The organism is Nafulsella turpanensis ZLM-10, assembly GCF_000346615.1.
Classification (GTDB): Bacteria; Bacteroidota; Bacteroidia; order Cytophagales; family Cyclobacteriaceae; genus Nafulsella; species Nafulsella turpanensis.
Window position 1 is genome coordinate 66,640 of sequence record NZ_ANNU01000023.1, and the last position, 24,432, is coordinate 91,071.

Sequence of the window (24,432 nt, forward strand, 5' to 3'; positions counted from 1 at the left end):
TGTGATTTACTAGTATGATGCTGATTTATAAGATTTGGTACTACACATTAGAGCGATTCCGCTTGTTCATAATATCAGCTATAATAGGTTTTGCATGTAGCTTTCCATTCTCAATAAAAATTTTAGCAGTTTCTTCGCCGCCTACTACAGAGCCGGCCATATAGATGCCTGCCACATTTGACTCATATGTTTGAGGATTTAGCGCCGGAATGTAAGCAGGACCATTAAGTTGAATACCGGTCTTTTGCAGCAGCTCTACATCGGGCCGGTAGCCAGTCATCAGAAAGACAAAATCAGCAGAGAGCTTTTTTGTCCGGTTGGTAGGAATATGCTCCACTTCCACAAAATCTTTTGTAATTCGCTTTACACGACTACTGAAGAAGGCCTTCACCTCTCCATTTTTAATCCTGTTTTCAAGGTCCGGAACAATCCAGTATTTAGCTGTTTTGTCAAGGCTTTCAAACTGGTGTACCAGGCTTACCTCTACCTGGTTTCGGTACAGGTCAAGGGCTACCTCTATGGCAGAATTGGCACCGCCCACCACTACTGCACGGGTGTTGGTGTAGCGGTAGGGCTCATCATAATAATGCGAAACATGCGGCAGATCTTCCCCCTCAACCCCAATGGTTTTAGGTATGTCATAGTAGCCCGTGGCGATGATAACTTTTCTTGCATGGAATACTGCCTCTTCGCACTTTAACTGAAAACCCTGTCCAGCTTTAGTTATTTCCTGAACGGTGGTAAAGGGGCGAATATTTAAATTATAATGATTGGCTGCACGGCGGTAATATTTAAGAGCTTCCGTACGGCTCGGGCGAATATCCTGCGAGATTAAAGGCAGCTTTCCTATTTCAATATTTTCGGCCGTGGAAAAGAACTTCATGTCGTGCGGGTAGCGACGGATAGATTCCGTTATGTTGCCTTTTTCAATGATAAGATAATCAAGGTCATAATGGGCCGCTTCTATTCCGCAGGCAAGGCCACAGGGGCCGGCACCAATGATAATGAGGTCGTAATTATGCATTTTAAAGAGTTTTGCCAAAGTTAAAGGCAGCAGATACGAATTGCAAAAATCAGGAAAGACTCACCTTGTGAAGCTCGAGTCGGGTTAGGGCGGCACTTTTTTCCCAAAGCTCTTCGGCATAGGCATCATTTAAGGCAGCCTTAGAGGGTTTTTTTATCTTTTTGTCTTTAAAGTAATGGCCGCTAATATGTTCCGGTGCCTCGCTGCCGGCAAGGTAAAGAGTGGTGGCAGCTCCTTTTTCATTGCTAATGGCAAAGGGCTGGGAGAGTATCAGGAGGGCTTTAAATGCAGCTGAAGCACTGTTTCCGAAATTGGAAGCTACAAAGCCCGGATGCAGGCAGTTAACTGAAAGTTTACTTCTGCTGGTAAGAGCAGCCAGCTGGCGGGTAAACCAGATATTGCAGAGCTTGCTGATGCAGTAGGCATTTAAACCACTGTATGGATGGTGTTTGAGCTGCAGGTCTTCCATATCGAAGCGGGCAAAGCGATGAGCTTCGGAAGAAACGGTAATGATACGTCCAGCCTCACTGTGTCGTAAAAGGTCGAGAAGCAGTAAAGTAAGGGTAAAAGGAGCCAAGTGGTTAACCGCAAAAGTAAGTTCGAATCCGTCGGCTGTTTCCAGGCGTTCATTACCTGCAATAATTCCGGCATTATTAATGAGTATGTCGAGCGAAGTAAAGCGGCGGCGGTATTCATCGGCTGCATCATGGATTTGCTGTTGAGAAGAAAGGTCGCAGAGGATAATATGGATGTCGGTATTACCACTCACCTTGTATATTTCCTGCCTTGCCTTTTCTGCCTTTTCTTCATTTCTGCACAGCATGACTACCCTGGCTTTTTGTTTTGCCAATTCTATGGCAGTAATTTTGCCGATGCCAGAATTTGCTCCGGTAACCAGACATGTTTTTCCTCTTAATTTCATCTTTGCTTTACTTTTTGATTTTCTACAGAAAAGCTTCCTTCATGCCCGACTTTTATTATCTTGAGGCCACTTTACCTTAACAATAGAAGATAGAATAAAATGTTTGAGTTCGATAAAGAGAAAGTATATGCCAAAGAAACTGAATCGCGGGTAGTGATTCGCTTTCAGGACTGCGACCCACTGCGCCACCTGAATAATGCAAAGTACTTCGACTATTTCTACAATGCCCGCGAAGATCAGGTGCCAAAGCTTTATGGCCTGGAGGTAATGGACTTTTATAAAGCGTATAAAGCCGCCTGGGTGGTATACCAGCACCAGATTGCCTATGTTCGGCCGGCCATGGTAGGAGAGTGGGTCAGGATTATGTCGCGACTCATCTGGTTCAACGAAAATACTATTGTGCTGGAATACTACATGACCAACGATGCGGAAGATGAGCTAAAGACGGTTCTCTGGTCGACCATGAGATATGTTGATGTGAAAAGTGGAAAGAGTACTCCACATGAAGGAAAGGTGCTGGATTTTTTAAAAGCAACCCTGATGCCAAATGTTCCCTTCGAGGGAATGGAAATGAAAAATCGCATCCGCCAGATAAAGGCAGGTTTACAGCAAAGGAGTTAAAAAAATGTTTTGTTAGCTTAGTGGTTCACCCAAAGATTAGTACATGAATTTTTTTGTAAAGGTTCTTATTTCAGGCCTGGCTGTATTGCTGGGAGCTTACCTGCTGCCGGGAGTGGCTGTCGATAATTTTATTACGGCTCTTGTAGTAGCCCTTGTGCTGGCATTATTAAACAGCCTGCTCAAACCCATATTAGTAGTGCTGACCATACCTGTAACTATTATTACATTTGGACTTTTTCTGCTCGTGATTAATGCTATTATTATTTTACTGGCAGAATGGCTGATAGAAGGCTTTTTAGTAGACGGCTTCTGGTCTGCCTTGCTTTTTAGCTTTGTGCTTTCGGCATTAACCTGGGTAGCGGAGAGTTTTCAGGACAAAAGATAGGTTCTAGGCATAGTAGTTTTCCTGCTCATGTTCAAACAGCCGGATAAGGCCCCTGCCGCTCATATCTGTCAGCAGCCTTTCTGCCCTCCGCCTCGAAAAGTTAATCAGGTGTGCCAGCTCTTTTGCTGTAATTTTTTCATGTTCCTTCAAATAGGAGAGAATAGCATTTTCATTTTTATTCAGATGAGGAGCGGAAGGAATAAGAGGTTGCTTTTCCATCTGGCGGATAGAATGTTTGCCCGCCGGAAGGCTTTTATCATTCAGCCGGGTGTACACCTGCCAGGCTCCTCCTTTATTTAAACTGGCGTGTGGCTTTTCCATGCTTTGAGCTACCATTACAATTAAGACCGTCCGTTCATCCTCATCTTCTACTTCTTCGTACTGAAGCTTTATGGGAGGCTGGCAAAAATGGAGAGCTGCCTGTTCGAGCATAAATTTTTCTTCTTCAGGGTCAATACCGCTTACGGTGCGGTCGTCCCGGACGCCTACCAGAATTATTCCGCCATTGGTGTTGGCAAAGGAGCACAGTGTTTTGGCAATTTTGTCGCAGCTGCTAATCTTCTGCTTAAAGTCCAGGCTTTCCCCTTCTCTTTGCTTTAATAAATCAGCTAAATTATGTTGCATCAATGAGATAATTTCTATATTTTCAATTAGGCTGTGTCTGAGGAATCAAAATTTAGATGTCATGCCGACCTAAGGAGTCGGGCCGATGCCGCATCTTTCAATGCTTGATAACCCTCTGAGTTGTCTATTTAATCGGACCGCCGAAGCGGAAAGATTCCTCCTATTGTCGGAATGACAAAAAATGTGTTTAAAGTATTCACCCGACACAGCCTAGTGCAGGGTTGAAGGATTTTTTAATAGCGTAAACTATTTTTCATAGAAAACACCCTCTTTACCAAGATAATTCTACCGGATTTATAAATTTGTTCTTTCATCAAAATAACCTTTTCAGACTTATCATTTATGGAAACTATTAATAGAGGCTTTGAGCCGGAAGTGCTGGAAGAGTACCGCCGGAAAATGGAACGCTCGAAGAAACGTTTTATCATTGTTGATTCGGAAGACAACAGTGATGAGTATGTAAATTTTAACTTCATTGGCCAGTACGAGGGAAGGGAAGTAGTGTTTGATGCCGTTATCTATACACTTCGCCTCCATTATCACAGTGAGTTATACGAAATTGCGGAGCATAAGGCAGCCCAGCGTTTCCCTAATTTCAAAAATATTCGCTACGAAGAAGATGAAAATGGGGATTTTAAAGCCCTCAATGCCGAGCAGGAAGAGATTGGTCTATACATGGCGGAAGTAATGATGGAGCTTGAAGAGGAAGAAGCAGTGAAAGTTCAGGAGCATGTGGACCTGGACCCTTATGTGGATTTTGGCGTGGGCCTTGATGCGGTATTAAATGTGGAGAAAGTGACGGATAAAGTAATAGATCGCTTTATTCAGCAGTTCAACGAAGGAACACTTGCCCTGGACGATACTCTTTACACCTTTTCCGAGGAAGAAGATTCGGAAGTAGAAAGATAGTTTTTCTGCTTTTTTGGCTGTTATGCTAAAAATTGCCTGGTCTGCTGTTTATGCCCATCCATTGCCGGCTAACCACCGTTTCCCGATGCTCAAGTATGAGCTTTTACCGGAGCAGTTGTTATATGAAGGAACAGTGGCCCAGGAAAATTTTTTTGAACCCTCACTACTGCCAGAGGAGGAAGTAGTTGCTACGCATGACCCTGCTTATTGGAAGAAGCTAAAAGAGCAGAGCCTGAATAAAGCGGAAATCCGCCGTACGGGATTCCCGCTTTCCCCTCAGTTGGTGGAGCGGGAACTCACCATTATGCAGGGAACTCTGGAGGCGGCCCTCTTTGCCCTTCAGTATGGTATTGCCATGAATATCGCCGGAGGAACCCATCATGCTTTTACCAATAGGGGAGAGGGTTTTTGTCTGCTGAACGACATGGCTATTGCTGCCAACTATCTGCTAAAGAAAGGGCTCTGCCGGCAAATCCTGGTGGTGGACCTGGATGTACACCAGGGAAATGGCACGGCCCAAATCTTCAGAGACCAGCCTGCTGTTTTTACCTTTAGCATGCATGGGGACAGAAATTACCCTCTACATAAAGAGGCCTCTGATTTTGATATTCCTCTGCCGGATGGCACCACTGATGCCCACTATTTAAAGTTGCTCAGCACCCATTTGCCAGCCCTGCTGGATCGGTTGCAACCAGACTTTATTTTTTACCAGTCAGGAGTAGATGTACTGGCCACAGATAAATTAGGCCGATTGGGTTTGAGCCTGGATGGCTGTAAAAAACGAGATGCCCTTGTACTGGAGCTGTGTAAAAAGAACAATATCCCTATTGCCGCAAGCATGGGGGGCGGTTATTCTGATAAAATTGCGCATATTGTAGAAGCCCATGCCAATACCTACAGACTGGCCCAGCAAATTTTCTTTTAAAGATTTATTGAACCGCTGGTTCACCTCCAGGCCCCAGGAACTTACCCTTCCTCTTCTTTTAAAATGCAGTGTTTGAGGGTGAGAGATGCTGGAGAAAAAGAGTTTTGAAGAAAAACCTTTAATTCACTGCTAACCAATTTCGATAAATCGCCGTATAAACATCTATATGAATACCGAAGCGATAAAACTACGAAACAGTGTTGGGTTTGTGCTCCCTTTCACCATTCTTCTCTGGTTGGTAAAGGGTTTGGAATATGCTGTGGGACTGGACTTCGGCTTCTTTGGAATTCTTCCCCGCACGCTCTCCGGCACCATGGGCATTATTACCGCCCCACTCATTCATGGCGATATACTGCACTTATTATCTAATACCTTTCCGCTGCTCCTGTTAGGGGTGAGCGTTTTTTATTTTTATGACAAGATTGCCCTGGAGGTCTTTGGCTGGATTTATTTCATGTCGGGCTTCTGGGTATGGATGGCCGCCCGGGATGCTTACCATATCGGAGCCAGCGGCATCGTGTATGGTCTGGTGGCTTTTTTATTTTTCAGTGGCTTATTTCGCCGCGATACCCGCTCACTGGCCATTTCCCTGGTAGTAATTTTCCTGTATGGAGGTATGCTCCATGGGATCTTTCCCACCAACCAGGAAATTTCATGGGAGTCCCACTTATTGGGTGCCCTTGCAGGCTCGTTCTGTGCTTTCTTTTATCGCAATGTAAAACTTAGGGAAAGGAGTGATGCTATGGCTGATGAAGAGACCAGCCTTGTTGCTGAAAGTCCTAAGGAGGCAGCTCTGTCTTACCTCGATTACCAGAAGGCGGTTGATACCTATCCTTTGCAGGCTGCCCCTGTGCAGTCCGGCTTTTTTCCGCTTCCGGAGAAGCCTCCTGCCGGTCCTGCTGAGGTAAAACCAGCAGGAACAGTAAAGAAAAGGTTTATTTACGTGATTTCCGCAGCCAGAAAACAAAAGAAAGAAATAACCGTCTATTCTCATTGTGTTTCCCTTGCACCCCCTCAGTGGGAGCAATCTGCTACCTCCGCCTGATGGGGCATTATAGAAATCCACTCAGGAATAAAGCTAAAGCTATCATTGATCATCATTCAAATAAGTCTGCCATTTTGTAAAGAATCGGCTTATAAAATAGCTTCAGTTCTGGTTAATAAGCTTTTTGAAAATTATTCTCCTGCTAAAGGAACCTAAAGTTTTAAAAAGTTGCTGAAATGATATATTTTGCAGCAAATTTAAAACTTATTATCATCGTGAAAAACGTATCCTTAGTTCTGAATCTTGTTTTAGTAGTGGCGGTAGCCGTGCTGTTTTACCTGCATTTTTCTGGTAAACCTGCGGAAGGAGTTGAAGTAGTAGCCGGAGCAGGTCCTGCCAGGTCAAAAGCAGTAATTGCCTATGTAAATTCAGATTCCCTGCTGAACAATTACGACTTCTCAAAAGAAGTACAAGCCAAGTTAAAAGACATGGAAAGCAAGTATGAAGCAGAGTTTGCCAACCGTGCCAAAGGTCTTGAAAATGAATTTGCCACCTTCCAGCGTAATGCCCAGTCCATGACCATCAATCAGGCTCGTGCCCGGGAAGAAGAGTTAATGCGTAAGCGTAATAACCTTTTGCAATACCAGGAAAGCCTTGGCCAGCAGCTGGTACAGGAACAGGCTCGCTTAAATGAAGAATTATACGATAAAGTATCTGCTTACCTGAAAGAATACGGACAGAAGGAAAATCTTGATGTGGTGCTGACTTATACCAAAGGTAGCGGAGTTCTTTACGCAAGCGATAGCCTGGATATTACAAAAGCCGTGATTGCAGGTTTGAATGAACGCCATAAAAATGGAAATGCTGCCGTTGAGGAAAAGAAAGACGTAGTAAAATCTACAGTAAAATAATCAACTGAGCCTACATGCCAGAAAGTCAGGAGCCCGGCCAATCGCCGGGCTTTTTTATTTCAGTCGTAAAGAAAAAGGAGGGGAAGAGTTGCCATGAAAAAGAAATGCTTAAATTGATGTAACTTTTCAATTACATAACATGAAGAAATTTTTCCTACTTATTCCGGGCATGCTCCTGGTACTTGTGGCAGTATTTTACTTCTGGGGGAGTAATAACCGCTTTCCCGAAGATACTTACCATGCCCTCCTGCATTACGGTCCTGTAACCGAAGCCAAATCGGCCAAAGATACCCTTTCTGTTATGACCTACAATATTGGCTTTTTATCCGGCATGGATAATAACCTTCCCGTCCCAGCCAACCCAGGTCTTTATGCCGATAATTTAAAGAAGGTCCTTAATCTTTTTGAGCGCCTGCAACCAGAGCTGGTGGGTTTCCAGGAAATAGACTTTGGCTCTGCCCGTTCTTTCGATGTGAACCAAATGGACAGCCTGGCTAAATACGGAAAGTATGCTTTTGGAATGAAGGGAGTAAACTGGGACAGAAATTATGTTCCTTTTCCATACTGGCCACCCTCTGTTCAATATGGCCGGATGCTATCGGGGCAGGCCATCCTGAGTAAGTTTCCGCTGATGGATGGACAACGGATTGTGCTGAATAAGCCTGAAGCTGCGCCTTTTTATTATAATGCTTTTTACCTCGACCGACTAATTCAGGTAACGAAAGTGGCTATAGGAGAGAAGGATACACTGGTGCTGATGAATGTGCACCTGGAGGCTTTCGATAAACAGACCAGAGAGCAGCAGGCAGAATATTTACTGAACGAGTACCGTAAATGGGCCACAAATTATCCGGTGATTCTCCTTGGCGATTTTAACAGTCGCCCTCCATATGCCAGCGAAATTATTGAGCAGGAAGAGACCATCAGTTTGTTTCTGGAAGAGCCAACCCTTGGGAATGCCATACCGGAAGAAGTTTACAGAAAAGCAGAGAAGGAATTCTTTACTTTTAATTCCGAAGCGCCTTACGAGCAGATTGATTTTATATTTTATACCAGGAAAGATATTAAGCCGGTAGAAGTGCGGGTGGTAAAAGAGGCAGCACAAATCTCGGACCATTTACCGGTACTTATGCGCTTTGTCTTTTTAAATCATTAAATATGCACCCTAGCCTACAATACCAGTGGCAACGATTGGAGGAAGTGCGCCAGCAATACCAGCAGTATGTACAGAAGGAAGGGCCAGGGCAACTTCATTTTAAGCCTTCTCCTGATGCCTGGAGTACGTTACAGGTTCTTAGGCATGTAATAAGTGTGGAGCAGCTGAGTGTTGCTTCTCTTATTAAAAAGAAAGACAGCAATAAAGCGAAGAAGAAGACCCTTGGAACCAGTTTGAGATCTGCTATTCTTCGACTTTTGCTTAAAAGTCCGCTAAAGTTCAAAGCCCCGCCCATACCTGAGCTGGAATCAGGTGAGGAGCAGGATGTGCCGACCCTCCTGAAAGATTGGGAAGCATCGAGAGAACAGCTAAAGCTTTTTCTGGAAGATTTTCCGGAAGCCAGGCTGGATTATGAGATTTACCGTCACCCCCGATCCGGCTGGTTAACGGTTATACAGGCCCTGCAGTTTTTGGAGGAACATTTGCGCCACCACCAGCAGCAACTGAAGAGAATCCGCCTGTCTCCTGTTTTTCCCGCCTGAAATTTTTAAAGAGACCCTCAAACATTCGAATCAGGAAAAGGATTTAATAGGTATGATTGAACAATTTGCTTATCTGACCAAAGAGGAGCAGGACCTGATAATGGATGCTCCTGCGCTCATAACCGCTATGGTAGCGGCCAGCGATAAAGAAATAGACAGTAAAGATAAAGAAATAGACAGTAAAGAGGTAGAGCGTGGCCTCGACTTAATGAAGTGGAAGCAGTTTCGTGCCCGTCCTGATTTGCTCAACTATTACCAGGAGGTGAGCCGGCAGTTTCCGGAAAGGTTAGATGCATTACTCAAAAAGGAACTTCCTACTGATGAAGCTAATCGCAATCAGCAGATTGAAGAAAGGCTAAGAGGCCTGAATAAGGTACTTCCAAAATTTGATAAAGAGTTTGCTGAACAATTGTATGCCAGCTATCGTGAACTGGCAAAGAGAGTGGCAGAGTCTTCCGGAGGAGTGCTGGGTTACCTTTCCATAAACTTTAATGAAGCGAAGCTCATAAAGCTGCCCATGATTGATGATCCACGAACCTACAATGTCTAAAATATATTTGTAAAACTAAGCGGGTAACGGAGGTTGAATGTTTGAAAGGCTTAGCAGGAGCGTAGTAGTGCCTGCACGTTTAGTTTTGCTGATGTGGCTGGTTTATTTTTTTGAGATTAGCTGGCAGGTGGACCTGGCTTTTCTCGGAATTTACCCCAGGACCTTTCCTGGCCTTTTAGGTGTTTTTTGTGCCCCCATGCTGCATGGGAGCTTCTGGCATCTTACTTCCAACACCTTACCGCTCTTGTTTCTGGGTACGACCCTTTACTTCATTTACGGCCGGTTTGCGGACCAGGTATTCTTTTATTGTTATTTCATGACAGGGATTTTAGTCTGGCTGCTGGCAAGACCTTCTTTCCACTTAGGCGCAAGCGGTTTAATCTATGGGCTCGCCTTTTTCCTTATCTTTTTCGGCTTCTTCCGAAAAGATTTTCTGTCTTTGATAATTTCTATTATTGTTCTGCTCATGTATGGTGGCCTGTTTTACGGTGTGTTTTCCTTTCAGATTGGCGTTTCTTGGGAGTCACATTTATTAGGGGCCATTGTAGGCTTTATTCTGGCACTGCTGTACGGAAGGAAGAATGGAAAAGGGCGGAAGCAGGCAGACTACTTTTACTAAAGCGGCCAAAAATTAAGGGCTGGTATATCTGCACAAAAAAAAGGATGAGATACAGAACGAACTCGCTTTCAGGGAAGGGATAAAAAGTAAACCTGCTCTTCACTTCCTATTGGAAAGCAAAGAACAGGCTATAAGTGATGCTATTAAGCTTCAGAGACTTTGATTTTCTGAATTTTATCGCCGGCTTTTATTTCATCGATAACCTCCAGGCCATCTACCACTTTACCGAAGCAGGTGTGGTTTCGGTCGAGGTGCTGGGTATTCTGGCGGTTATGGCAAATAAAGAACTGGGAACCTCCGGTGTTTCTTCCGGCATGCGCCATTGATAGCACACCCTTATCATGATACTGGTTGTCGCCGGTCAGTTCGCAGTCAATAGTATAGCCAGGACCTCCGGTGCCATTTCCTTTAGGGCATCCTCCCTGAATTACGAAATCAGGTATAACCCTGTGGAAAGTAAGACCGTCATAAAAGCCTTTTTCTGCCAGGTCAATAAAATTTTTCACCGTTTTAGGAGCATCTTTTTCATAAAACTCCACCTTCATATTTCCTTTGTCGGTAATGATTTCTGCGGTTTTCATAATAATATTATAATTAAGTAAAAAGTAACTTTATCAGGAGATTGCCTTGGGAATGAAATCGGCAGCATACCTGCTGATTTCAGATTTTCCGGTGCTCCGAAAGCCGGGTTTTGCCTTCCCTACTCCTTTAACTTCTCCAGCGTATTATTAATTTCTTCTTCAGTGCATTTTAACCTTTCTTTACAGAAAGCCATGAGTTCTGAAGCTTTTTTTACCAGCAGGGAAAGTTCATCAACATCTGGCTCTTCGTTTTCAATTTTATGCACAATTTGTTCAAGTTGTGCCAGGGCTTCTTTATAGCTTATATTTTCTGGACTCATTTGGTTGGGTTGTGTTTCGTGACCGTACTGATAAGTTCACCCCGGCTGGTCTGGGTTCTTAATTCATCACCTGCTTTTATTTCGCTCGCCTTTTTTACTAACTGCCCATTCAGGTAGGTGATACTGTAGCCTCTCTTTAAAGTGTTTTCGGGATTCAGTAGTTCAATGTTTTTTTCGATATGCTTTAGCTTTAACTGCTGTTGCTTAATGCCAGCCGTCGTACAGCGCATCCAGTTAAGGTTAAGGGTGTGGAGTTGGCTGTGGCGTTCTTTTATAAGAAGCTGGGTGCCTTTCTCCAGGTTCACAGCCAGCCGTTCAGCCCTTTGTCTCGCTTGTCGGAAGGAGTAGAGACTTTGGGTTTGGAGTGTTTTCCCGAAATATTCCAGGCGGCGGCCCTGGTCCTGCAGTTGTCGTTGGGCATAGGAAAAGATAAAGTCGGCCAGGCCGAGGAACTGCTCTTCGAAGCGGCGGAGGTTTCCTACCAGGAATTCTGCGACCGCGGTAGGTGTTTTTAGCTTGGTATGCGCCACCAGGTCAGCAATGGTTTCGTCTCTTTCGTGTCCGATGCCGGTAAGAACAGGAAGGGGAAACTGTGCCAGGTGCGCAGCCAGGTTATAGGAGTCGAAGCAGTCAAGATCGGTGCTGGCTCCTCCACCACGGATTAACACCACCAGGTCGAAATCATTTTCCCTGGCGTAAATTTGCTCCAAAGCCTGAATAATGGAAGCAGGTGCCTGGTCGCCCTGCATGGTAGCTTTAAACAGGCATAAGTCGAATTTGTAGCTATAGGAATTCAGGACAAGCTGGTTAACAAAGTCGCCCCAGCCGGCAGCGGTAGGTGAGCTGATTACGGCAATACGCTGTGGTGCATGTGGAAAGGGCAGCTGCCGGTTCATCTCAAAAACACCGTCTTTTATCAGGCGGTTAATTACTTCCTGCTTTTTTCTTTCTCTTTCGCCAAGGGTGTAGTTAGGGTCAATATCGCGCACATTAACGCTCAGGCCGTACAGTTCGTGGTACTGAACTACTACATTGGCCAGTACTTTCATGCCTGGAGCAAGTGATTTTCCGGTAGCGGATTCGAACCAGGCGCTGATATTACGGTAAGAATTGGCCCAGCAATTGGCCTTGAGTTTGGCAACCATCCGCTCATCCTCCTTATCGATTAACTCCATATAGCAATGCCCCCGCTGGTTCAGGCGCAGCTCTCCGATTTCGGCTACCACCCAGTAAGAGGGCTCCAGCTGGTTTTCGAGCGTGCTTTTAATGAGCTGGCTAAGTTCTGCTAATGAAAGATGTTCCTTGTCCATATCTATTACAAAGAAAAGGAATTTTCTCTAAAGGTAGCCAAAATGTTGAGCCAGAGAAGGGAGAATTTTAGCTTCCCGATAAGGTTATTCTAGTTCCGAAAAAGGCAGGGAACCGGCCCAAAGGGTAGCGGCTTATGCGCCCTGCTTATTCCGCATTAATAATGGCAATGTCAACCCCGTTGGTCCAGCCAAAGCCATCCTGCAGCGGATACTCACCGCCGCCACCACTCTGGGTTATATTTACGACATTGTACTTTTCCATCATTTTTCCGGTTTCCAGGAAAACCTTCCGGTTTATGCGCAGCCAGCGGGTGGAAATCTCCTGGCTCAGTTCCTGCATATCATACCCTTCTAAACCTTTAAAAGCCATCCATTGGAGAGGGGCCCAGCCATTCGGGTAATCCCACTGCTGGCCACTTTCTACCAGCGACGTAACCAGCCCTCCTTCTTTCAGGAAATCCGACTGAAGTTTTTGAGCCACTAAACGGGCATGCTCTTCACTGGCCAAACCCTGGTAGAGAGGGTAAACGGCTGCCAGTGTAAGGGTAGGATTGATCTTTTCTGCGACAAAATCATAATCAACATAAAACTGTTTTTCCTCGCTCCACAGCCACTTTTCGATGGCAGCTTTCCTTTCCAGGGCCCGTTCATCGAAAAGCAAGGCCTCCTCATCCTTTCCTTCGGCAAAATAGAACTCGGCAATGGTCGATTCGAGATGGTGTAGCAGGCTGTTCAGATCCACCGGCACAATATCAGTTGTATTTATGGTAGCAAGGGATTTTTCGTCGCGGCACCAGCGGCTGCTAAAATCCCAGCCCGATTCTGCCGCAGCCCGGATATCCTGAAAGAGCTTTCCTCTTTTCTCAGGGGCCAGTCTTTTTGCAAGCTCTACATCTTCGATATACGATTCCGGCCTTGGTTCCTTTTTCGGATCAAAATAACGGTTCAGAATACTGCCATCCGGCATCCGCACGACATGTTTAGTGGCATTGGTTTCTTCATTAAGTTCGGAGAGGCCGTGCATCCAGAAATCGTATTCCTTAAGCAGCTGGGGTAAATAAGTTAAGGCCTTTTCAGTGCCATAATAACACTGAAAGAGCGTAACCATGCTGGAGAAAAAAGGTGGCTGTGAGCGGCTCAGGTAGTAGTTTCTGTTCCCGTTAGGAATGAAACCGATGGTATCGATAAGGCAGGCAAAGTTTTGGAGCAAATTTTCCATCATATCCAGTCGCCCGCTTGCTGCCAGCCCATGCATGGTAAAGTAACTGTCCCAGTAATAAATTTCGCGGAACCTGCCCCCCGGAACAATGTATTTATAAGGAAGAGGAATTAAGGTGCTGTTTTTTTCTTTTTCATCTGCAGGCCTGCTCAGGTAATCCCAGTGGTTGAGAATGTGCTCATCCATGGACAGGTGAGGGTTGGTAGTAAAGTGTGATCCTGCTTTTTCCGGCAGCTCAAAATTCTGAAGGATAAATTCGCGAAGGTCGAAACCTTCTTCTTTTTTTTGCTGATGGTATTTTAGAAGAACCTCCTCAGGAGACTGCTTCGGGACGCAGTCCACAAAAGTTTTAGAGTCAGAAAAAATATGTCCTAGCTGAACAGCTTCAAAAAGCTCTTGTAGCTGCTCATAAGGCTTATATCTGTTGGTTCTTTCCTTTATTAACTGGCTGTAGGGCATTTGCAATTTTAATAATAATGAGCAAAAGGGAGAGCCGCCTCGACCATGGGTGCAACCAAAGTGTAGCCGGTCTTCCGGAATAATACCTGAGGAAAGAGGAGGTAATCAGATATCCAGAATAAAATCCATAAACCCGGCATTTTGTCCTTTCGGCCTCACCACCAGTAATGGAAACTTCTCATTCATTTGTATGGCTCTTTCAGCAATACTGCCTAAGAAAAGAGCCGTTGCCGCTGTACGACCTTTGGCTCCGATAACAATACCGTCGGCCTTAATTTCTTTTGCTTTTGCATATATATCGCTCATTTTATTTTCATTTTTATCGAGCGAGTACACATCCTTAACTTTTACATTTCTGGTGTCAATGTCTTTAACAAACTTTTTGTAGTCCCTTTTAGCATGCTTTTTCATTACTTCCGAAAATTCTTCGTAGGTTTTGCCGGTATAGTGGTAGCCAGCCGGAACGGAATACACATTCTGGACAATGAGCTGAATATCGGGACTATTTCGTTCAGCAATGTTGATGGCTGCTTCCAGGGCAAGTTTAGAGTTTTCAGAAAAATCAGATGGAACCAGCAGCTTTTCTATTTTTGGAGAGCTTCCCTCCGGAACAATCAAAAGGCTACAGTCGGAGCGGCGAGCCAGGCGCTGAACCAGTACACCTGTTCCTTCCAGGGATTTTTTCTTTCCGGCTAACACCAGGTCAATGTCCGAATCCTTTACCATCTGGAGGATCTTTTTTGCCGGCTGTCCGTCTTTTACCAGGTACTGTGCCTTTATTCCTTCAAGGTTTTCAAAGTTTTGTTTTACAAGCTCTTTCATCTTCCCGCGTCTTTCTTCCACTGCATTTTTAATAATGTCAGGGAACTCTCTGAGAATTTCAGAGGGGATATGGAAGCTTCGCAGAATGTTTACGAAGTATACCCTTTCCGCACCAGCAGAGCGGGCAATGTAAGAAGCAAATTGTATTAACAAAGGGTCGAGTTCGGAAAGGTCAAGGGCTACCAGTATTCTTTTAGTAGGAGACATGTGTAAATGCTTCGTTTGCTTATTTTTAGTGGTTCAAAGTTAGATAATGTTCAATTTCTATCCTGCATAAAAACAGGATTTTTACTACTTCTTATGGATAGGCCAATAAGGCGTCGGCTAACATTTCAATCTGCTCTTTAGAATGCGTAGGAAAATTGGCAATTCTAATATGTTGGTTCTTATATTCGCCGTAGCCTGTACTTACTTCCATATTTTTACCGGCCAGGTAATCCAGGAGCCTTTTATGGTCCATATCTTTCTGTAATTCAGCAACAATGGTTGTTTTTGACTGGCACTCTTTATTCCTTACAAAAGGCTGCAAATAGTTACATTGTTCAATTGCCTGGTACAGAACGGCAGCTTTGTAATTTGTTTCCTGCTTAATCTGTCCAATGCCTTTAAGGTTCATGTCTTCTGTTACCTGTGCCAGTAAATAAACATCGAGCACATTGGGAGTTTCGGGTGTTTGGTATTTTACCGAATGGGCAACAAGGTTGGGTAAACTGTGGTAAGAGCCGATGGAGAAACCTTCATCCTGTTTCTGCTCTGTTTTGCGAAGACAGCGTTCATTTACAACCCAAACTCCCAGGCCGGCAGGAAGGCCAAATCCTTTTTGCACGGAAAAAAACAGGCTGTCGACCAAGCTTACTGGAAAAGTAAGGTAAGGAGCGGAGGAAACCACATCAACCGCCAGCAGGGTGTCTGGAAAGGCTTTTCGAATAGCTGCGATATCGCCTGCCGGCTGCATAGCCCCGGTGCTGGTTTCGTTGTGGGTAAGGGCAATAAATTCAGTATTGTCCGGGAGAATCAGTTCCTCAGGTTTGCTGCAGCTTCCCGGCTGTGCGTTAAATATTTCAGTCTTTATTTGAAGAGCCTGGGCAGTTTCGGCAAAGCGTTGGCTAAAAGCGCCGTTTACCATATGGCATGACCTTTCTGTTACACAGTTTTGCAGGAGTCGTTCCCATGCTTCGGTACCGGAGCTTAAAAAAAGGACATAGTAATCTTCTGGTATTCCCAGGAGCTCCCGGAGGTTACCGGCTGCTTTACGGTAAATATTCTGGAAGTCAATGCTCCGATGAGAAAGCGACGGAATTTGTTCTCTCAACGCATTTTTAAGATGTTCCTCAGCCGTGAAATATAAGGCCGATGGCCCGGCGGTAAAATAAAGCTTTCTACTCATAAACAATAGTAAAGGGATAATTCGTTATCAGTCCAACCCTCTCCAAGGGCAATTGTTGGTGACCCCGGCAAGTATCTGAAAACCTTTGATATATAAAAGAGGCATCTGGTTTTCAGTCTAAATTATTTGAACTAATTTTGTTGGACAATCGTACAAGAATAGAGATTGTAGCGCTGTAAAGCTCATAAAAATATTCCTCACACAGGTCAGGCTCGTTTTTCAAACCTAACAATTACTAAATAACGAGTGAAGCCTGCCGGAAAAACTGGACCTCAACCCTGGTTTAGCCAGGGTCATTCCCACTACGGTGGAAATGTTAACAGTGGATAGTTGCCTCGGTCGGGCAGCTCAAAACGTGTCTTATAGGAGGTTTGATAAAACCCTTACCCTGGCCTGTTGTGGGGATTTTTGTTTCTCCATTAAAGGACTCTTTTAAAGTGTTATACTCTGCTTTTATATCCCGTCATTTTATCCTTTTTTTCTTTTTAATTTTATGCTCCTGGGCCTGTTCTTCTCCAGAAGAAGAGCCGCAGGAACAAGCTGCTCCTCCCGTAACGGGAGATTATTTGTACAGGAAACCTCCGCAAAAGTCCGACGGCTGGGAAATAGCTAGCCTTAAACAGGAAAATATGGCGGAAGAACTGGTGAACCGCATTGAAGGGGACCCTTCCCTCGGGATTTCCGGGGTGCTGTTGAGCCAGGGAGGAAAACTTGTTCTCGAAGAATACACAGACCCTTTGCTGGCGGATTCCCTGCTTCCGATTGGCGAAAATCGCCTCCTGATGATTGCCACCCTTACTGCTATTTTTGAAGCCGAAGCGGATGGACTGCAACAACATATGGTTAGTTTATCCTCATCTGTTTATGCAGGAAGGCAAACGGTTCCAGACACTTCTGTTGCCCTCCAGCAGTTGCTCAAAATGCGAGCAGATCTCCTTTGCCGACCTCAGCAACAGACTTTCCAGGATGTGGCAAGCAAAGCTCATGGCGACGATTACTATTACTGCCCGGCAAATTACCTTGCAGTGATGCAGTGGCTGGAGGCAAAAACCAATGAGCCATTAAGCTTTTTTGCCGAAGGAAATCTCTTTGAGCCTTTAGTTATTGACAGGTATCGCTGGGATGGAGATGAAATTGAACTTATACCCAGAGATATGCTAAAGCTGGCGGCACTTTATGCGCAGCAGGGACGCTGGCAGGGGAATGAAATTTTCCAGGATAAATGGGTCCTTCGCCTGCAGGAAAAAGCCTATGATGAAAATGCACAAGGCCGCTTCCGCTATGGCTGGTGGCAGCATCGCCTGCTGTCTGAGGGCCGGCAGTATGCTCTGTTCTACTCTAAGGGAGAACATTACCTTCTGGTATTTGTGCCTGACCTGAATGGGGGGCTTTTACTTATAGGTAATTTTGATAAACCGGTTACGGAATACTTTAACCTTATTGCTGAACAGGTTATTCCTGCCTTAAAACCAGAATAAGCCTGCTCCCAAGGAAGCAGGCTTATTCTGGCTTTTCATGCCAGAGGGGAGGCTCATTCATCAAGGGAAAATGCCTAAATCGAGGTAGCTGATGGCAATTCTGTTGATGGCAACAATCATGGCTGCCGTGCGCATGGATTTTAGGTTCTTTCTCTTGAGCATATCTCTTACATGCTGGTAAGAGTTAACCATGGTTTCTTCCAGTCCCGACATTACCAGGTCTCGTTCGTCGGCACCGCGAACAAGGGTTTTCCGGATGTTTTCTGATAAGGTGGTGTTAGTCGCCTGCTCTATGGCCTGAACCATGCGCAGATTGTTCATCTCTTCCCAGCGCTTGTCCATTTTACCGAAGGATACTCTTGAAAGGTTTTTAAGCCACTCAAAGTAGGAAACAGTTACCCCGCCGGAATTCAGGTACATATCCGGAATGACCATTACACCCTTCTCCAGCAGGATGTTTTCCGCATCGGGTGTTACGGGTCCATTGGCACCTTCTCCCACAATTTTGGCTTTTATGCGGGGTGCATTTTCTCCTGTAATCTGGTTTTCGAGGGCGGCCGGTACTAAAATATCGCACTCATATTCCAGCAGCTCATTAGAGTTTTCAACATTCTTTGCATTTTTATAATTAAGAATGCTCTTTGTTTCGCGCCGGTGGCGGAACAGGTCTTCCACATCCAGGCCATTTTCATCATAAACACCTCCCTCGTATTCGGCAATGCCTATAATAAGCGCGCCTTCATCCTGTAAAGCCTTGGCGCTGTAGTAACCAACATTGCCAAAGCCCTGAACGATTACTCTTTTGCCTTCCAGGCCGGTCGTTAAGCCCAGTTCGTCCATATCCTCTTTGTAACTTACGGCCTGACGTAAGCCAAACATCAGCCCCATGCCGGTAGCTTCGGTGCGGCCTCTAACCCCGCTTTGGGTGAGAGGTTTACCGGTTACACAGCCATTTGAATTTACCTGGCCAGGATTAAAAGTAGAGTAGGTATCGGCAATCCATGCCATTTCGCGGGCGCCGGTACCATAATCGGGTGCCGGAACATCGATGGCGGGACCAATAAAGTTCTTTCTGATGAGCTCTGAGGTATAGCGTCGGGTTATTTTTTCGAGCATGTCCACACTATAATTCCGGACATTAATTCTTACCCCACCTTTAGCTCCGCCAAAAGGTACATTTGCCAGGGCGCATTTGTAGGTCATGAGAGCTGCAAGGGCTTTTACCTCGTCTTCATTTACAGTTTCTGCGAAACGAATACCTCCCTTGGTGGGTTGCTTATGCTGAGAATGCTGCACTCTATACCCTTCCAGTACCTGGTAAGTTCCATCTTCCATTTTAATAGGAAAGTTGAACTTATAAATGCTGTTACATGATTTTATTTGCTGAATAAGCCCTGCCGGGTGTTCGGTATGTTTGGCAGCCTTATCTACAAACTGGTTAACATCTTCGTAGAAGCTGTAATTGGGATCGGTCGCCATAGGAATGATTCTTGTTTGAAAAATAAGTTTCTGTACAATTTATAATGAAAAAAAGCCCCTACTGTTTGTCAGTAAGGGCTTTTTCTTTCCTTTGGAGATAAATTTCAATACAGCACCCTGAATTTTATGGTATTCTTGATGCTCTTCAGATCCCGGATAACATCCTGGCTGTACTGCTTATCAATATCTGTTATTACATAACCAATATGCTCATTAGTTTTAAGATACTGGCCATTGATATTGATTTGGTGTCCGGCTAACACATTGTTTATGCCTGCGAGTATACCTGGCGTGTTGTGGTGGATATGGATGAGGCGGTGCGCATTTTCAAGCCTTGGGAGTTGTAAGTTTGGAAAATTAACGCTGTTGGTGGTGCTACCCGTATTGATGTAATCGATGATTTTGCCAGGCACGAACTGTGCAATGTTTTCCTGTGCTTCCAGGGTGCTGCCACCGATGTGAGGACTCAGGAGCGTGTTTGGAAGCCCCTTCAGTTCTGACATAAAAGGCTCATCATTGGTTTTAGGTTCTTCAGGAAACACATCTACGCCTGCGCCGGTTACTTTGCCTGATTCAATAGCCGCTTTTAAGGCGGCAATATCTACGACATGGCCCCGGCTCAGGTTCAGGAAAATAACTCCTTCTTTCATTAGGGCAAATTCATGAGAGCCAATCATGTTTCGGTTTTCCTTCCGCCCATCTACATGCAGGCTGATGATGTCCGCTTTCTTCAGTAACTCCTCCAGGGAGCTGCACTTGGAAGCATTTCCCAGCGCCAGCTTTTCCACTACATCATAATAGTAAACATCCATACCCAGGTTTTCGGAAAGGACACTGAGTTGCGAACCGATATTGCCATAACCGATGATTCCGAGTTTTTTTCCGCGGATTTCAAAGCTGTTTCTGGCTGATTTATCCCATTGCCCCTCATGCATCTTGTGGGATTTGTCTGGCAGGTTCCGGATAAGCATAATAATTTCACCGATGGCCAGTTCTACCACTGAGCGGGTGTTGCTGAAGGGGGCATTGAAGACAGCAATGCCCCGGCTGCTGCAGGATTCCAGGTCAATCTGGTTTGTGCCAATGCAGAAGGCTCCAACGGCAATGAGTTTATTGGCATGTTTCAGCACTTTTTTGGTGACCTGCGTTTTACTGCGGATGCCTAATATGGAGACTCCTTTAATGCGCTCGCATAGTTCATGTTCGTCTAGCCCACCTGGGTGAACTTCAAGGCTGTAGCCTTCCTGCCTGAGTAGTTTCTCTGCAAGTGGATGGATGCTTTCGAGGAGAAGTACTTTAATGCGGTGTTTTGGATAGGAGTAAGCCCTGCTGAGTTTGTTTAGAAACAGGACTTCATCCAGGCTTGGAGTAATATGATCGGCTTTATCGACAATGCTGTTTCGCTCTACATTTTCGGTGAAGGCGTAAAAACGGTTGGCCAAACCCGCTGCTTTTATTTCATAATCGGTATAGCCATCGCCAATCACATATACATCGCCTTCCAGTTCAAGTTTTTTAAGTTGTGCTACTTTACCATTATTGCCTGCCAAGGCATTTTCCAGATCAAAGCCGGTTATATTTCCTTCCTTGTCATATATAAAGCTGTTGGCAAAGATGTGGTCCGGCCTGATTCCATAGGGAGCAACTACAGGTTCTATAAAATCACGGAAGCCATTGGAAACGATGTATATCTGTTTGTTCCATGCCTGTATAAAATCCCGGTTCCGTTTAAAAGATTCACTCACTTCGTTTTTCAGCCTTTCTACTAGCGCATCGATATGTTCTTTTTTTGCTTCCAGCAGGCTTAACCGCTGTTCGAGCGATTCTTTTACAGAAAGGCTCCCATCCATTCCGGCATCTGTAATTTCCTTTACCTTCTGAATTCGTTGGGGTTGTTCCGGGTGATGCTGGAGTGAAATTTCGGCTAACACATCGAGTGCCTCAACTTTTGTAAAAGTGCTGTCAAAATCAATGACAAAGTATTTGTCGTTTTCCATGCAAAAAGAGCTTTGGCTTTAAAAAAATATTAAGGGTAATTTAAAAGATATTTGATTAGGGGGAAAGCAGATTCCTGGCTTTTATTTCAGGAAACGGTGGTAATTTCCTGATTCATAAACCCATGTAACCATCAGGAAGTTATGTTGCTGCATTTTCTGGCAGGTGGTGACTCCACCTTAATAAAAAAGTCTTTCAGAAGGGAAATTCCCTCTGAAAGACTTTAAATGTTGACACTTCTCTTCGCCAGTAGAAGGGACTACTCCTGTACCTGCACTCCCTTCCAGAAGGCAATCATGCCTTTTATTTCGCGGGCCTTTTCTTTAGGATTAGGGTAATACCAGGCTGCATCCTTGTTTTCTGCACCATCCACTTCTAAATGATAGTAGTGGGCTTCTCCCTTCCATGGGCAGGTAGTGGTGGTTGAGCTTTCTTTCAAAAATTCGTCTTTGACCGATGAGGCAGGGAAATAGCGGTTTCCTTCTATTTCAAGAGTCCGCTCACTTTCGGCAATCACTTTGCCGTTCCAGATAGCTTTCATGGCATGTTTTTTTGGTCATATGCATTAAACCACCAATACTCTTATTTGTTCCCGTTTGTTATTCTGGCTTTCCCTTCTTTTTACTGGTGGGCAACTGTATTTCTTTAAAGTCGAAAGGTGCTTTAATGGTAATTGTTTTTCCATTATTTTCTCCTTTTACCTCTTGACCGTCCAGCAAAATTTGCGCAGGCGTATAGGTGAGGCCATGGAAAACAATATGGTACTCCTTATAGCTTGGGCTAAAGTTACCTTCCCTGTTTTGCTGGAGCACGAGCACATCATCTTCGCTTTCGCCGCTCATGATAAAGGTTACCACATTGCTTTCACCTTTTTCATAGTCATAGCCATCCCCGGCATCTTCATACAAGGTGCTTTCAAGATAAGCGGTGGTATAGTAGGCATGGAGCTCCAGGCTCTCTGGTTCTACTTCGCCCACAAACTGCATGGCAGGCCCAAGAGGTAATACAGTACCGCTTTTAACAAAGAGCGGGAAGGTGCGGGTGCTTACCTCTGCCCATATTTCTTCGCCAAGGGTGCTGTAGCGTTTATCGTCCCAGAAGGAATACCACTCGCCATGTGGGAGGTACATCCACCTGCCTGTACTTTCCGGTTGGGTAACAGGGCAGGTAAGGAGGTGGTCGCCGAGGGCAAATTCATCCTGGCGGTAATAAGTATCCGGGTCGCGCTGGTCGAGCATAAAGAGCGGGCGCAGCATAGGGGTGCCATGAGTAACATATTGCCAGAAAACCGAATACATGTAGGGGAGCAGGCGGTAACGAAACTCCAGCGCTTCCCGCACAATCGATTCTATTTCAGGGCCGAACGACCATGGTTCCTGTGCCCCGTGGTCGCCGCTGGAGTGGGTGCGGAGGAAGGGGTGGAATATGGCCAGCTGAATCCAGCGGGCATAAAGCTCCCCGGACGGGCTTTCCACGAATCCGCCAACATCCGATCCAATAAAGGAGAAGCCGGATATGCTCAGGCGCTGGCACTGAACGTTAGCCACTGTTAAATGCTCCCATGAGGCAACGTTGTCGCCCGTCCAGCCGGCAGCATAGCGTTGTCCGCCGCTATAGGTGGAGCGGGTGAGGGTAAAGGGACGCTTCGGATAGGTGAATTTCTTCACCCCTTCGTAAGTGGCGCGGCTCATCTGCATTCCATAGATGTTGTGCGCTTTGCGGTGGCTGCAGGGGTTTCCATCGAAATCGTGGCGGATATCGGCAGGGAAGGTTCCTTCTTCAAATACTGCCGGCTCATTCATGTCATTCCAGACACCACAAATTCCCTGGCCAATCAGTTCTTTGAATAGGTCGCGCCACCACTCCCGCACATCAGGTCTGGTATAATCGGGAAAGTTGCAGATGCCAGGCCAAACGCTGCCCCGGAATAGAGGTCCATCGGCCGTGCGGCAGAAATAATCTTTTGCCAGCCCTTCTTTATAAACCTCATAAGCCGGATCGATTTTGATCCCCGGGTCAATGATACAAACCGGTTTAAAACCATCCTTCTGTAAATCTTTTAGCATGGCTGGCGGGTTAGGGAAGTAATCCTTGTTCCAGGTAAAGCAGCGGAAGCCATCCATATAATCGATGTCGAGGTGAATAACATCGCAGGGGATTTTACGCTTCCGGAATTCGCTTGCCAGCTCCCTAACAACGGTTTCAGGATAGTAGCTCCACTTACTTTGCTGATAACCCAGGGACCAGAGCGGTGGAAGCTCCGGACGGCCGGTCATATTGGTGTAGGTTTCCGATACCTCAAGGGCCTGCGGACCATAAATGAAATAGTAATTCATTTCCCCTCCCTGCGCCCAGAAGCTAAAGGCATTTTGCCTTTCTGCTCCAAAATCGAACCAGGTACGGAAGGTGTTATCGAGGAAAATTCCATAGGCTACCTTATGGTGCAGGCCGATGTAAAAAGGAATGTTCTTATAAATAGGATCCGTATTAGGCCCATAGGCATACGTATCGGACCCCCACAAACTATGTCGCCTGCCGCGCATTTGTAAAGCACAGGGTTTGTCGCCAAGGCCATGGAACTGCTCGCCGCTGTTCATTTTCTTGGTGCACATTACGATATTACCCGAGTAGTGGCTGTGCTTTTGCCAGTGGTAACCTAACTCATCTTCCAGAATAGAAAGTCCGTTTTTATTGGTTATTCTGGACCCAAGGGTTTGCTTATGAATATAAACATTCAATTCCTGAGTCGCTATCAGAATTTCTTCACCTGCTTCGGTTACTTCTAACTTTTTTAAGGGTGGATTAAAACCATTATCGATGGCATAGCTAAAATCGTTTTCAAAAATTCCATAATTGGCGTAACGGAACCGGATGATTTTATCGCTGATTACGGTGAGTTGAAGGGTGGTATCTTTGCAAAAGAAGTGAATGATGTTTTCAGTTTGCTGCCAGTTTAGCACTGCTCCCGGAAAATTCTTGCTCTTTTGAGAATCCTCAAAATTTTCCATGTAGTTGCCATGCGGCAGATTGATATTGTTCATATGCAAAAGGCGATTATAATTAAGGGTAAAGTGATGATTAAGAACAAAAAGGAATTAATTAGAATTATTGATTTATCAGACTTATAGTTTTGAAACTGAAGACTTTGGTCTAATTTAAGTGCATACTTTGATTTTTGAATTTTTTAGTGCTGTTTTTTTTAATAAGCA

Annotated in this window: 24 protein-coding genes; 11 read left to right on the plus strand and 13 right to left on the minus strand. The window is 45.1% G+C overall.

All coding sequences use genetic code 11. From position 1 onward, the window contains the following. Positions 1-40: 40 nt before the first annotated feature. Positions 41-1,024 (minus strand): YpdA family putative bacillithiol disulfide reductase, encoded by a 984-nt coding sequence (locus tag F752_RS0110465; protein ID WP_017731688.1) that lies wholly within the window; start codon positions 1,022-1,024, stop codon positions 41-43. A gap of 49 nt (positions 1,025-1,073) precedes the next feature. Next, entirely contained in the window at positions 1,074-1,946 is an 873-nt protein-coding gene (locus F752_RS0110470; RefSeq protein WP_017731689.1) for an SDR family oxidoreductase, read from the minus strand. 99 nt (positions 1,947-2,045) lie between these two features. Here F752_RS0110470 and F752_RS0110475 point away from each other — a divergent pair, with 99 nt between their 5' ends. Together F752_RS0110475 and F752_RS0110480 are read left to right on the plus strand one after the other, a co-directional pair. Continuing rightward, positions 2,046-2,567 (plus strand): acyl-CoA thioesterase, encoded by a 522-nt coding sequence (locus tag F752_RS0110475; RefSeq protein WP_017731690.1) that lies wholly within the window; start codon positions 2,046-2,048, stop codon positions 2,565-2,567. Between the two features lie 43 nt (positions 2,568-2,610). After that, positions 2,611-2,952 (plus strand): phage holin family protein, encoded by a 342-nt coding sequence (locus F752_RS0110480; protein WP_017731691.1) that lies wholly within the window; start codon positions 2,611-2,613, stop codon positions 2,950-2,952. A 3-nt stretch (positions 2,953-2,955) separates the two neighbouring features. Here the strand turns inward: F752_RS0110480 and F752_RS0110485 are convergent, their stop codons facing one another. Next, a complete protein-coding gene (locus F752_RS0110485) occupies positions 2,956-3,576 on the minus strand; it encodes an ATP-binding protein (RefSeq protein WP_017731692.1) in 621 nt (206 codons plus the stop codon). Between the two features lie 342 nt (positions 3,577-3,918). Between F752_RS0110485 and F752_RS0110490 the strand changes: the two genes are divergently transcribed. From F752_RS0110490 to F752_RS0110525, 8 genes are all read left to right on the plus strand, one after another. Next, a complete protein-coding gene (locus F752_RS0110490) occupies positions 3,919-4,485 on the plus strand; it encodes a hypothetical protein (protein WP_017731693.1) in 567 nt (188 codons plus the stop codon). A gap of 22 nt (positions 4,486-4,507) precedes the next feature. Further along, entirely contained in the window at positions 4,508-5,410 is a 903-nt protein-coding gene (locus F752_RS0110495; RefSeq protein ID WP_017731694.1) for a histone deacetylase family protein, read from the plus strand. A gap of 166 nt (positions 5,411-5,576) precedes the next feature. Further along, positions 5,577-6,455, plus strand: a complete 879-nt coding sequence (locus tag F752_RS26630; protein ID WP_017731695.1) for a rhomboid family intramembrane serine protease — start codon at positions 5,577-5,579, stop codon at positions 6,453-6,455. 176 nt (positions 6,456-6,631) lie between these two features. After that, positions 6,632-7,306 (plus strand): OmpH family outer membrane protein, encoded by a 675-nt coding sequence (locus F752_RS0110505; protein ID WP_017731696.1) that lies wholly within the window; start codon positions 6,632-6,634, stop codon positions 7,304-7,306. Positions 7,307-7,445: 139 nt separating this feature from the next. Then, positions 7,446-8,462, plus strand: coding sequence for an endonuclease/exonuclease/phosphatase family protein (locus tag F752_RS0110510; RefSeq protein WP_026135659.1), 1,017 nt, complete (start codon positions 7,446-7,448; stop codon positions 8,460-8,462). A 2-nt stretch (positions 8,463-8,464) separates the two neighbouring features. Beyond that, positions 8,465-9,004: a DinB family protein gene (locus tag F752_RS0110515; protein WP_081604548.1), complete on the plus strand. Its 540-nt coding sequence runs from the start codon at positions 8,465-8,467 to the stop codon at positions 9,002-9,004. Between the two features lie 52 nt (positions 9,005-9,056). After that, positions 9,057-9,554, plus strand: a complete 498-nt coding sequence (locus F752_RS0110520) for a hypothetical protein (protein ID WP_017731699.1) — start codon at positions 9,057-9,059, stop codon at positions 9,552-9,554. A 37-nt stretch (positions 9,555-9,591) separates the two neighbouring features. Further along, a complete protein-coding gene (locus F752_RS0110525; RefSeq protein ID WP_026135660.1) occupies positions 9,592-10,173 on the plus strand; it encodes a rhomboid family intramembrane serine protease in 582 nt (193 codons plus the stop codon). A 143-nt stretch (positions 10,174-10,316) separates the two neighbouring features. Here F752_RS0110525 and F752_RS0110530 read toward each other — a convergent pair whose 3' ends face one another. From F752_RS0110530 to F752_RS0110555, 6 genes are all read right to left on the minus strand, one after another. Next, positions 10,317-10,754: a peptidylprolyl isomerase gene (locus tag F752_RS0110530; protein ID WP_017731701.1), complete on the minus strand. Its 438-nt coding sequence runs from the start codon at positions 10,752-10,754 to the stop codon at positions 10,317-10,319. Between the two features lie 119 nt (positions 10,755-10,873). After that, a complete protein-coding gene (gene xseB, locus F752_RS0110535; RefSeq protein WP_017731702.1) occupies positions 10,874-11,074 on the minus strand; it encodes an exodeoxyribonuclease VII small subunit in 201 nt (66 codons plus the stop codon). Further along, a complete protein-coding gene (xseA, locus tag F752_RS0110540; protein ID WP_017731703.1) occupies positions 11,071-12,384 on the minus strand; it encodes an exodeoxyribonuclease VII large subunit in 1,314 nt (437 codons plus the stop codon). The genes xseB and xseA overlap by 4 nt, the downstream gene beginning before the upstream one ends. 145 nt (positions 12,385-12,529) lie before the next feature. After that, positions 12,530-14,062: an alpha,alpha-trehalase TreF gene (treF, locus tag F752_RS0110545; protein WP_017731704.1), complete on the minus strand. Its 1,533-nt coding sequence runs from the start codon at positions 14,060-14,062 to the stop codon at positions 12,530-12,532. A gap of 105 nt (positions 14,063-14,167) precedes the next feature. Beyond that, positions 14,168-15,091 (minus strand): universal stress protein, encoded by a 924-nt coding sequence (locus F752_RS0110550; RefSeq protein WP_017731705.1) that lies wholly within the window; start codon positions 15,089-15,091, stop codon positions 14,168-14,170. A gap of 91 nt (positions 15,092-15,182) precedes the next feature. Beyond that, a complete protein-coding gene (locus tag F752_RS0110555) occupies positions 15,183-16,271 on the minus strand; it encodes an aminotransferase class V-fold PLP-dependent enzyme (protein WP_017731706.1) in 1,089 nt (362 codons plus the stop codon). Between the two features lie 629 nt (positions 16,272-16,900). Between F752_RS0110555 and F752_RS0110560 the strand changes: the two genes are divergently transcribed. Next, the gene (locus tag F752_RS0110560) at positions 16,901-17,749 is read left to right on the plus strand and encodes a serine hydrolase domain-containing protein (protein ID WP_152425103.1); all 849 of its coding nucleotides are present in this window, start codon (positions 16,901-16,903) and stop codon (positions 17,747-17,749) included. 60 nt (positions 17,750-17,809) lie between these two features. Here the strand turns inward: F752_RS0110560 and F752_RS0110565 are convergent, their stop codons facing one another. From F752_RS0110565 to F752_RS0110580, 4 genes are all read right to left on the minus strand, one after another. After that, entirely contained in the window at positions 17,810-19,228 is a 1,419-nt protein-coding gene (locus F752_RS0110565) for a Glu/Leu/Phe/Val family dehydrogenase (RefSeq protein WP_017731708.1), read from the minus strand. A 104-nt stretch (positions 19,229-19,332) separates the two neighbouring features. Continuing rightward, positions 19,333-21,225, minus strand: a complete 1,893-nt coding sequence (serA, locus tag F752_RS0110570; RefSeq protein ID WP_017731709.1) for a phosphoglycerate dehydrogenase — start codon at positions 21,223-21,225, stop codon at positions 19,333-19,335. 257 nt (positions 21,226-21,482) lie between these two features. Beyond that, complete coding sequence (locus F752_RS0110575; RefSeq protein WP_017731710.1) at positions 21,483-21,764, minus strand: DUF427 domain-containing protein; 282 nt, start codon at positions 21,762-21,764, stop codon at positions 21,483-21,485. A 58-nt stretch (positions 21,765-21,822) separates the two neighbouring features. Continuing rightward, on the minus strand, positions 21,823-24,264 hold the full coding sequence (locus F752_RS0110580; RefSeq protein WP_174293627.1) for a glycoside hydrolase family 31 protein: 2,442 nt from the start codon (positions 24,262-24,264) through the stop codon (positions 21,823-21,825). Positions 24,265-24,432: the final 168 nt, after the last annotated feature.

What these genes read in the sequence shown, in the direction of transcription:
- F752_RS0110550 (WP_017731705.1), bottom strand. Translation starts at nt 15,091, where the DNA reads ATGTCTCCTACTAAAAGAATACTGGTAGCCCTTGACCTTTCCGAACTC.
- F752_RS0110560 (WP_152425103.1), top strand. Translation starts at nt 16,901, where the DNA reads ATGGCGGAAGAACTGGTGAACCGCATTGAAGGGGACCCTTCCCTCGGG.
- serA (WP_017731709.1), bottom strand. Translation starts at nt 21,225, where the DNA reads ATGGAAAACGACAAATACTTTGTCATTGATTTTGACAGCACTTTTACA.
- xseB (WP_017731702.1), bottom strand. Translation starts at nt 11,074, where the DNA reads ATGAGTCCAGAAAATATAAGCTATAAAGAAGCCCTGGCACAACTTGAA.
- F752_RS0110515 (WP_081604548.1), top strand. Translation starts at nt 8,465, where the DNA reads ATGCACCCTAGCCTACAATACCAGTGGCAACGATTGGAGGAAGTGCGC.
- F752_RS0110580 (WP_174293627.1), bottom strand. Translation starts at nt 24,264, where the DNA reads ATGAACAATATCAATCTGCCGCATGGCAACTACATGGAAAATTTTGAG.
- F752_RS0110495 (WP_017731694.1), top strand. Translation starts at nt 4,508, where the DNA reads ATGCTAAAAATTGCCTGGTCTGCTGTTTATGCCCATCCATTGCCGGCT.
- F752_RS0110470 (WP_017731689.1), bottom strand. Translation starts at nt 1,946, where the DNA reads ATGAAATTAAGAGGAAAAACATGTCTGGTTACCGGAGCAAATTCTGGC.
- F752_RS0110565 (WP_017731708.1), bottom strand. Translation starts at nt 19,228, where the DNA reads ATGGCGACCGATCCCAATTACAGCTTCTACGAAGATGTTAACCAGTTT.
- F752_RS0110490 (WP_017731693.1), top strand. Translation starts at nt 3,919, where the DNA reads ATGGAAACTATTAATAGAGGCTTTGAGCCGGAAGTGCTGGAAGAGTAC.
- F752_RS0110530 (WP_017731701.1), bottom strand. Translation starts at nt 10,754, where the DNA reads ATGAAAACCGCAGAAATCATTACCGACAAAGGAAATATGAAGGTGGAG.
- F752_RS0110465 (WP_017731688.1), bottom strand. Translation starts at nt 1,024, where the DNA reads ATGCATAATTACGACCTCATTATCATTGGTGCCGGCCCCTGTGGCCTT.
- F752_RS0110505 (WP_017731696.1), top strand. Translation starts at nt 6,632, where the DNA reads ATGATATATTTTGCAGCAAATTTAAAACTTATTATCATCGTGAAAAAC.
- F752_RS0110520 (WP_017731699.1), top strand. Translation starts at nt 9,057, where the DNA reads ATGATTGAACAATTTGCTTATCTGACCAAAGAGGAGCAGGACCTGATA.
- F752_RS0110480 (WP_017731691.1), top strand. Translation starts at nt 2,611, where the DNA reads ATGAATTTTTTTGTAAAGGTTCTTATTTCAGGCCTGGCTGTATTGCTG.
- F752_RS0110510 (WP_026135659.1), top strand. Translation starts at nt 7,446, where the DNA reads ATGAAGAAATTTTTCCTACTTATTCCGGGCATGCTCCTGGTACTTGTG.
- xseA (WP_017731703.1), bottom strand. Translation starts at nt 12,384, where the DNA reads ATGGACAAGGAACATCTTTCATTAGCAGAACTTAGCCAGCTCATTAAA.
- F752_RS0110575 (WP_017731710.1), bottom strand. Translation starts at nt 21,764, where the DNA reads ATGAAAGCTATCTGGAACGGCAAAGTGATTGCCGAAAGTGAGCGGACT.
- F752_RS0110555 (WP_017731706.1), bottom strand. Translation starts at nt 16,271, where the DNA reads ATGAGTAGAAAGCTTTATTTTACCGCCGGGCCATCGGCCTTATATTTC.
- F752_RS26630 (WP_017731695.1), top strand. Translation starts at nt 5,577, where the DNA reads ATGAATACCGAAGCGATAAAACTACGAAACAGTGTTGGGTTTGTGCTC.
- F752_RS0110525 (WP_026135660.1), top strand. Translation starts at nt 9,592, where the DNA reads ATGTTTGAAAGGCTTAGCAGGAGCGTAGTAGTGCCTGCACGTTTAGTT.
- F752_RS0110485 (WP_017731692.1), bottom strand. Translation starts at nt 3,576, where the DNA reads ATGCAACATAATTTAGCTGATTTATTAAAGCAAAGAGAAGGGGAAAGC.
- F752_RS0110475 (WP_017731690.1), top strand. Translation starts at nt 2,046, where the DNA reads ATGTTTGAGTTCGATAAAGAGAAAGTATATGCCAAAGAAACTGAATCG.
- treF (WP_017731704.1), bottom strand. Translation starts at nt 14,062, where the DNA reads ATGCCCTACAGCCAGTTAATAAAGGAAAGAACCAACAGATATAAGCCT.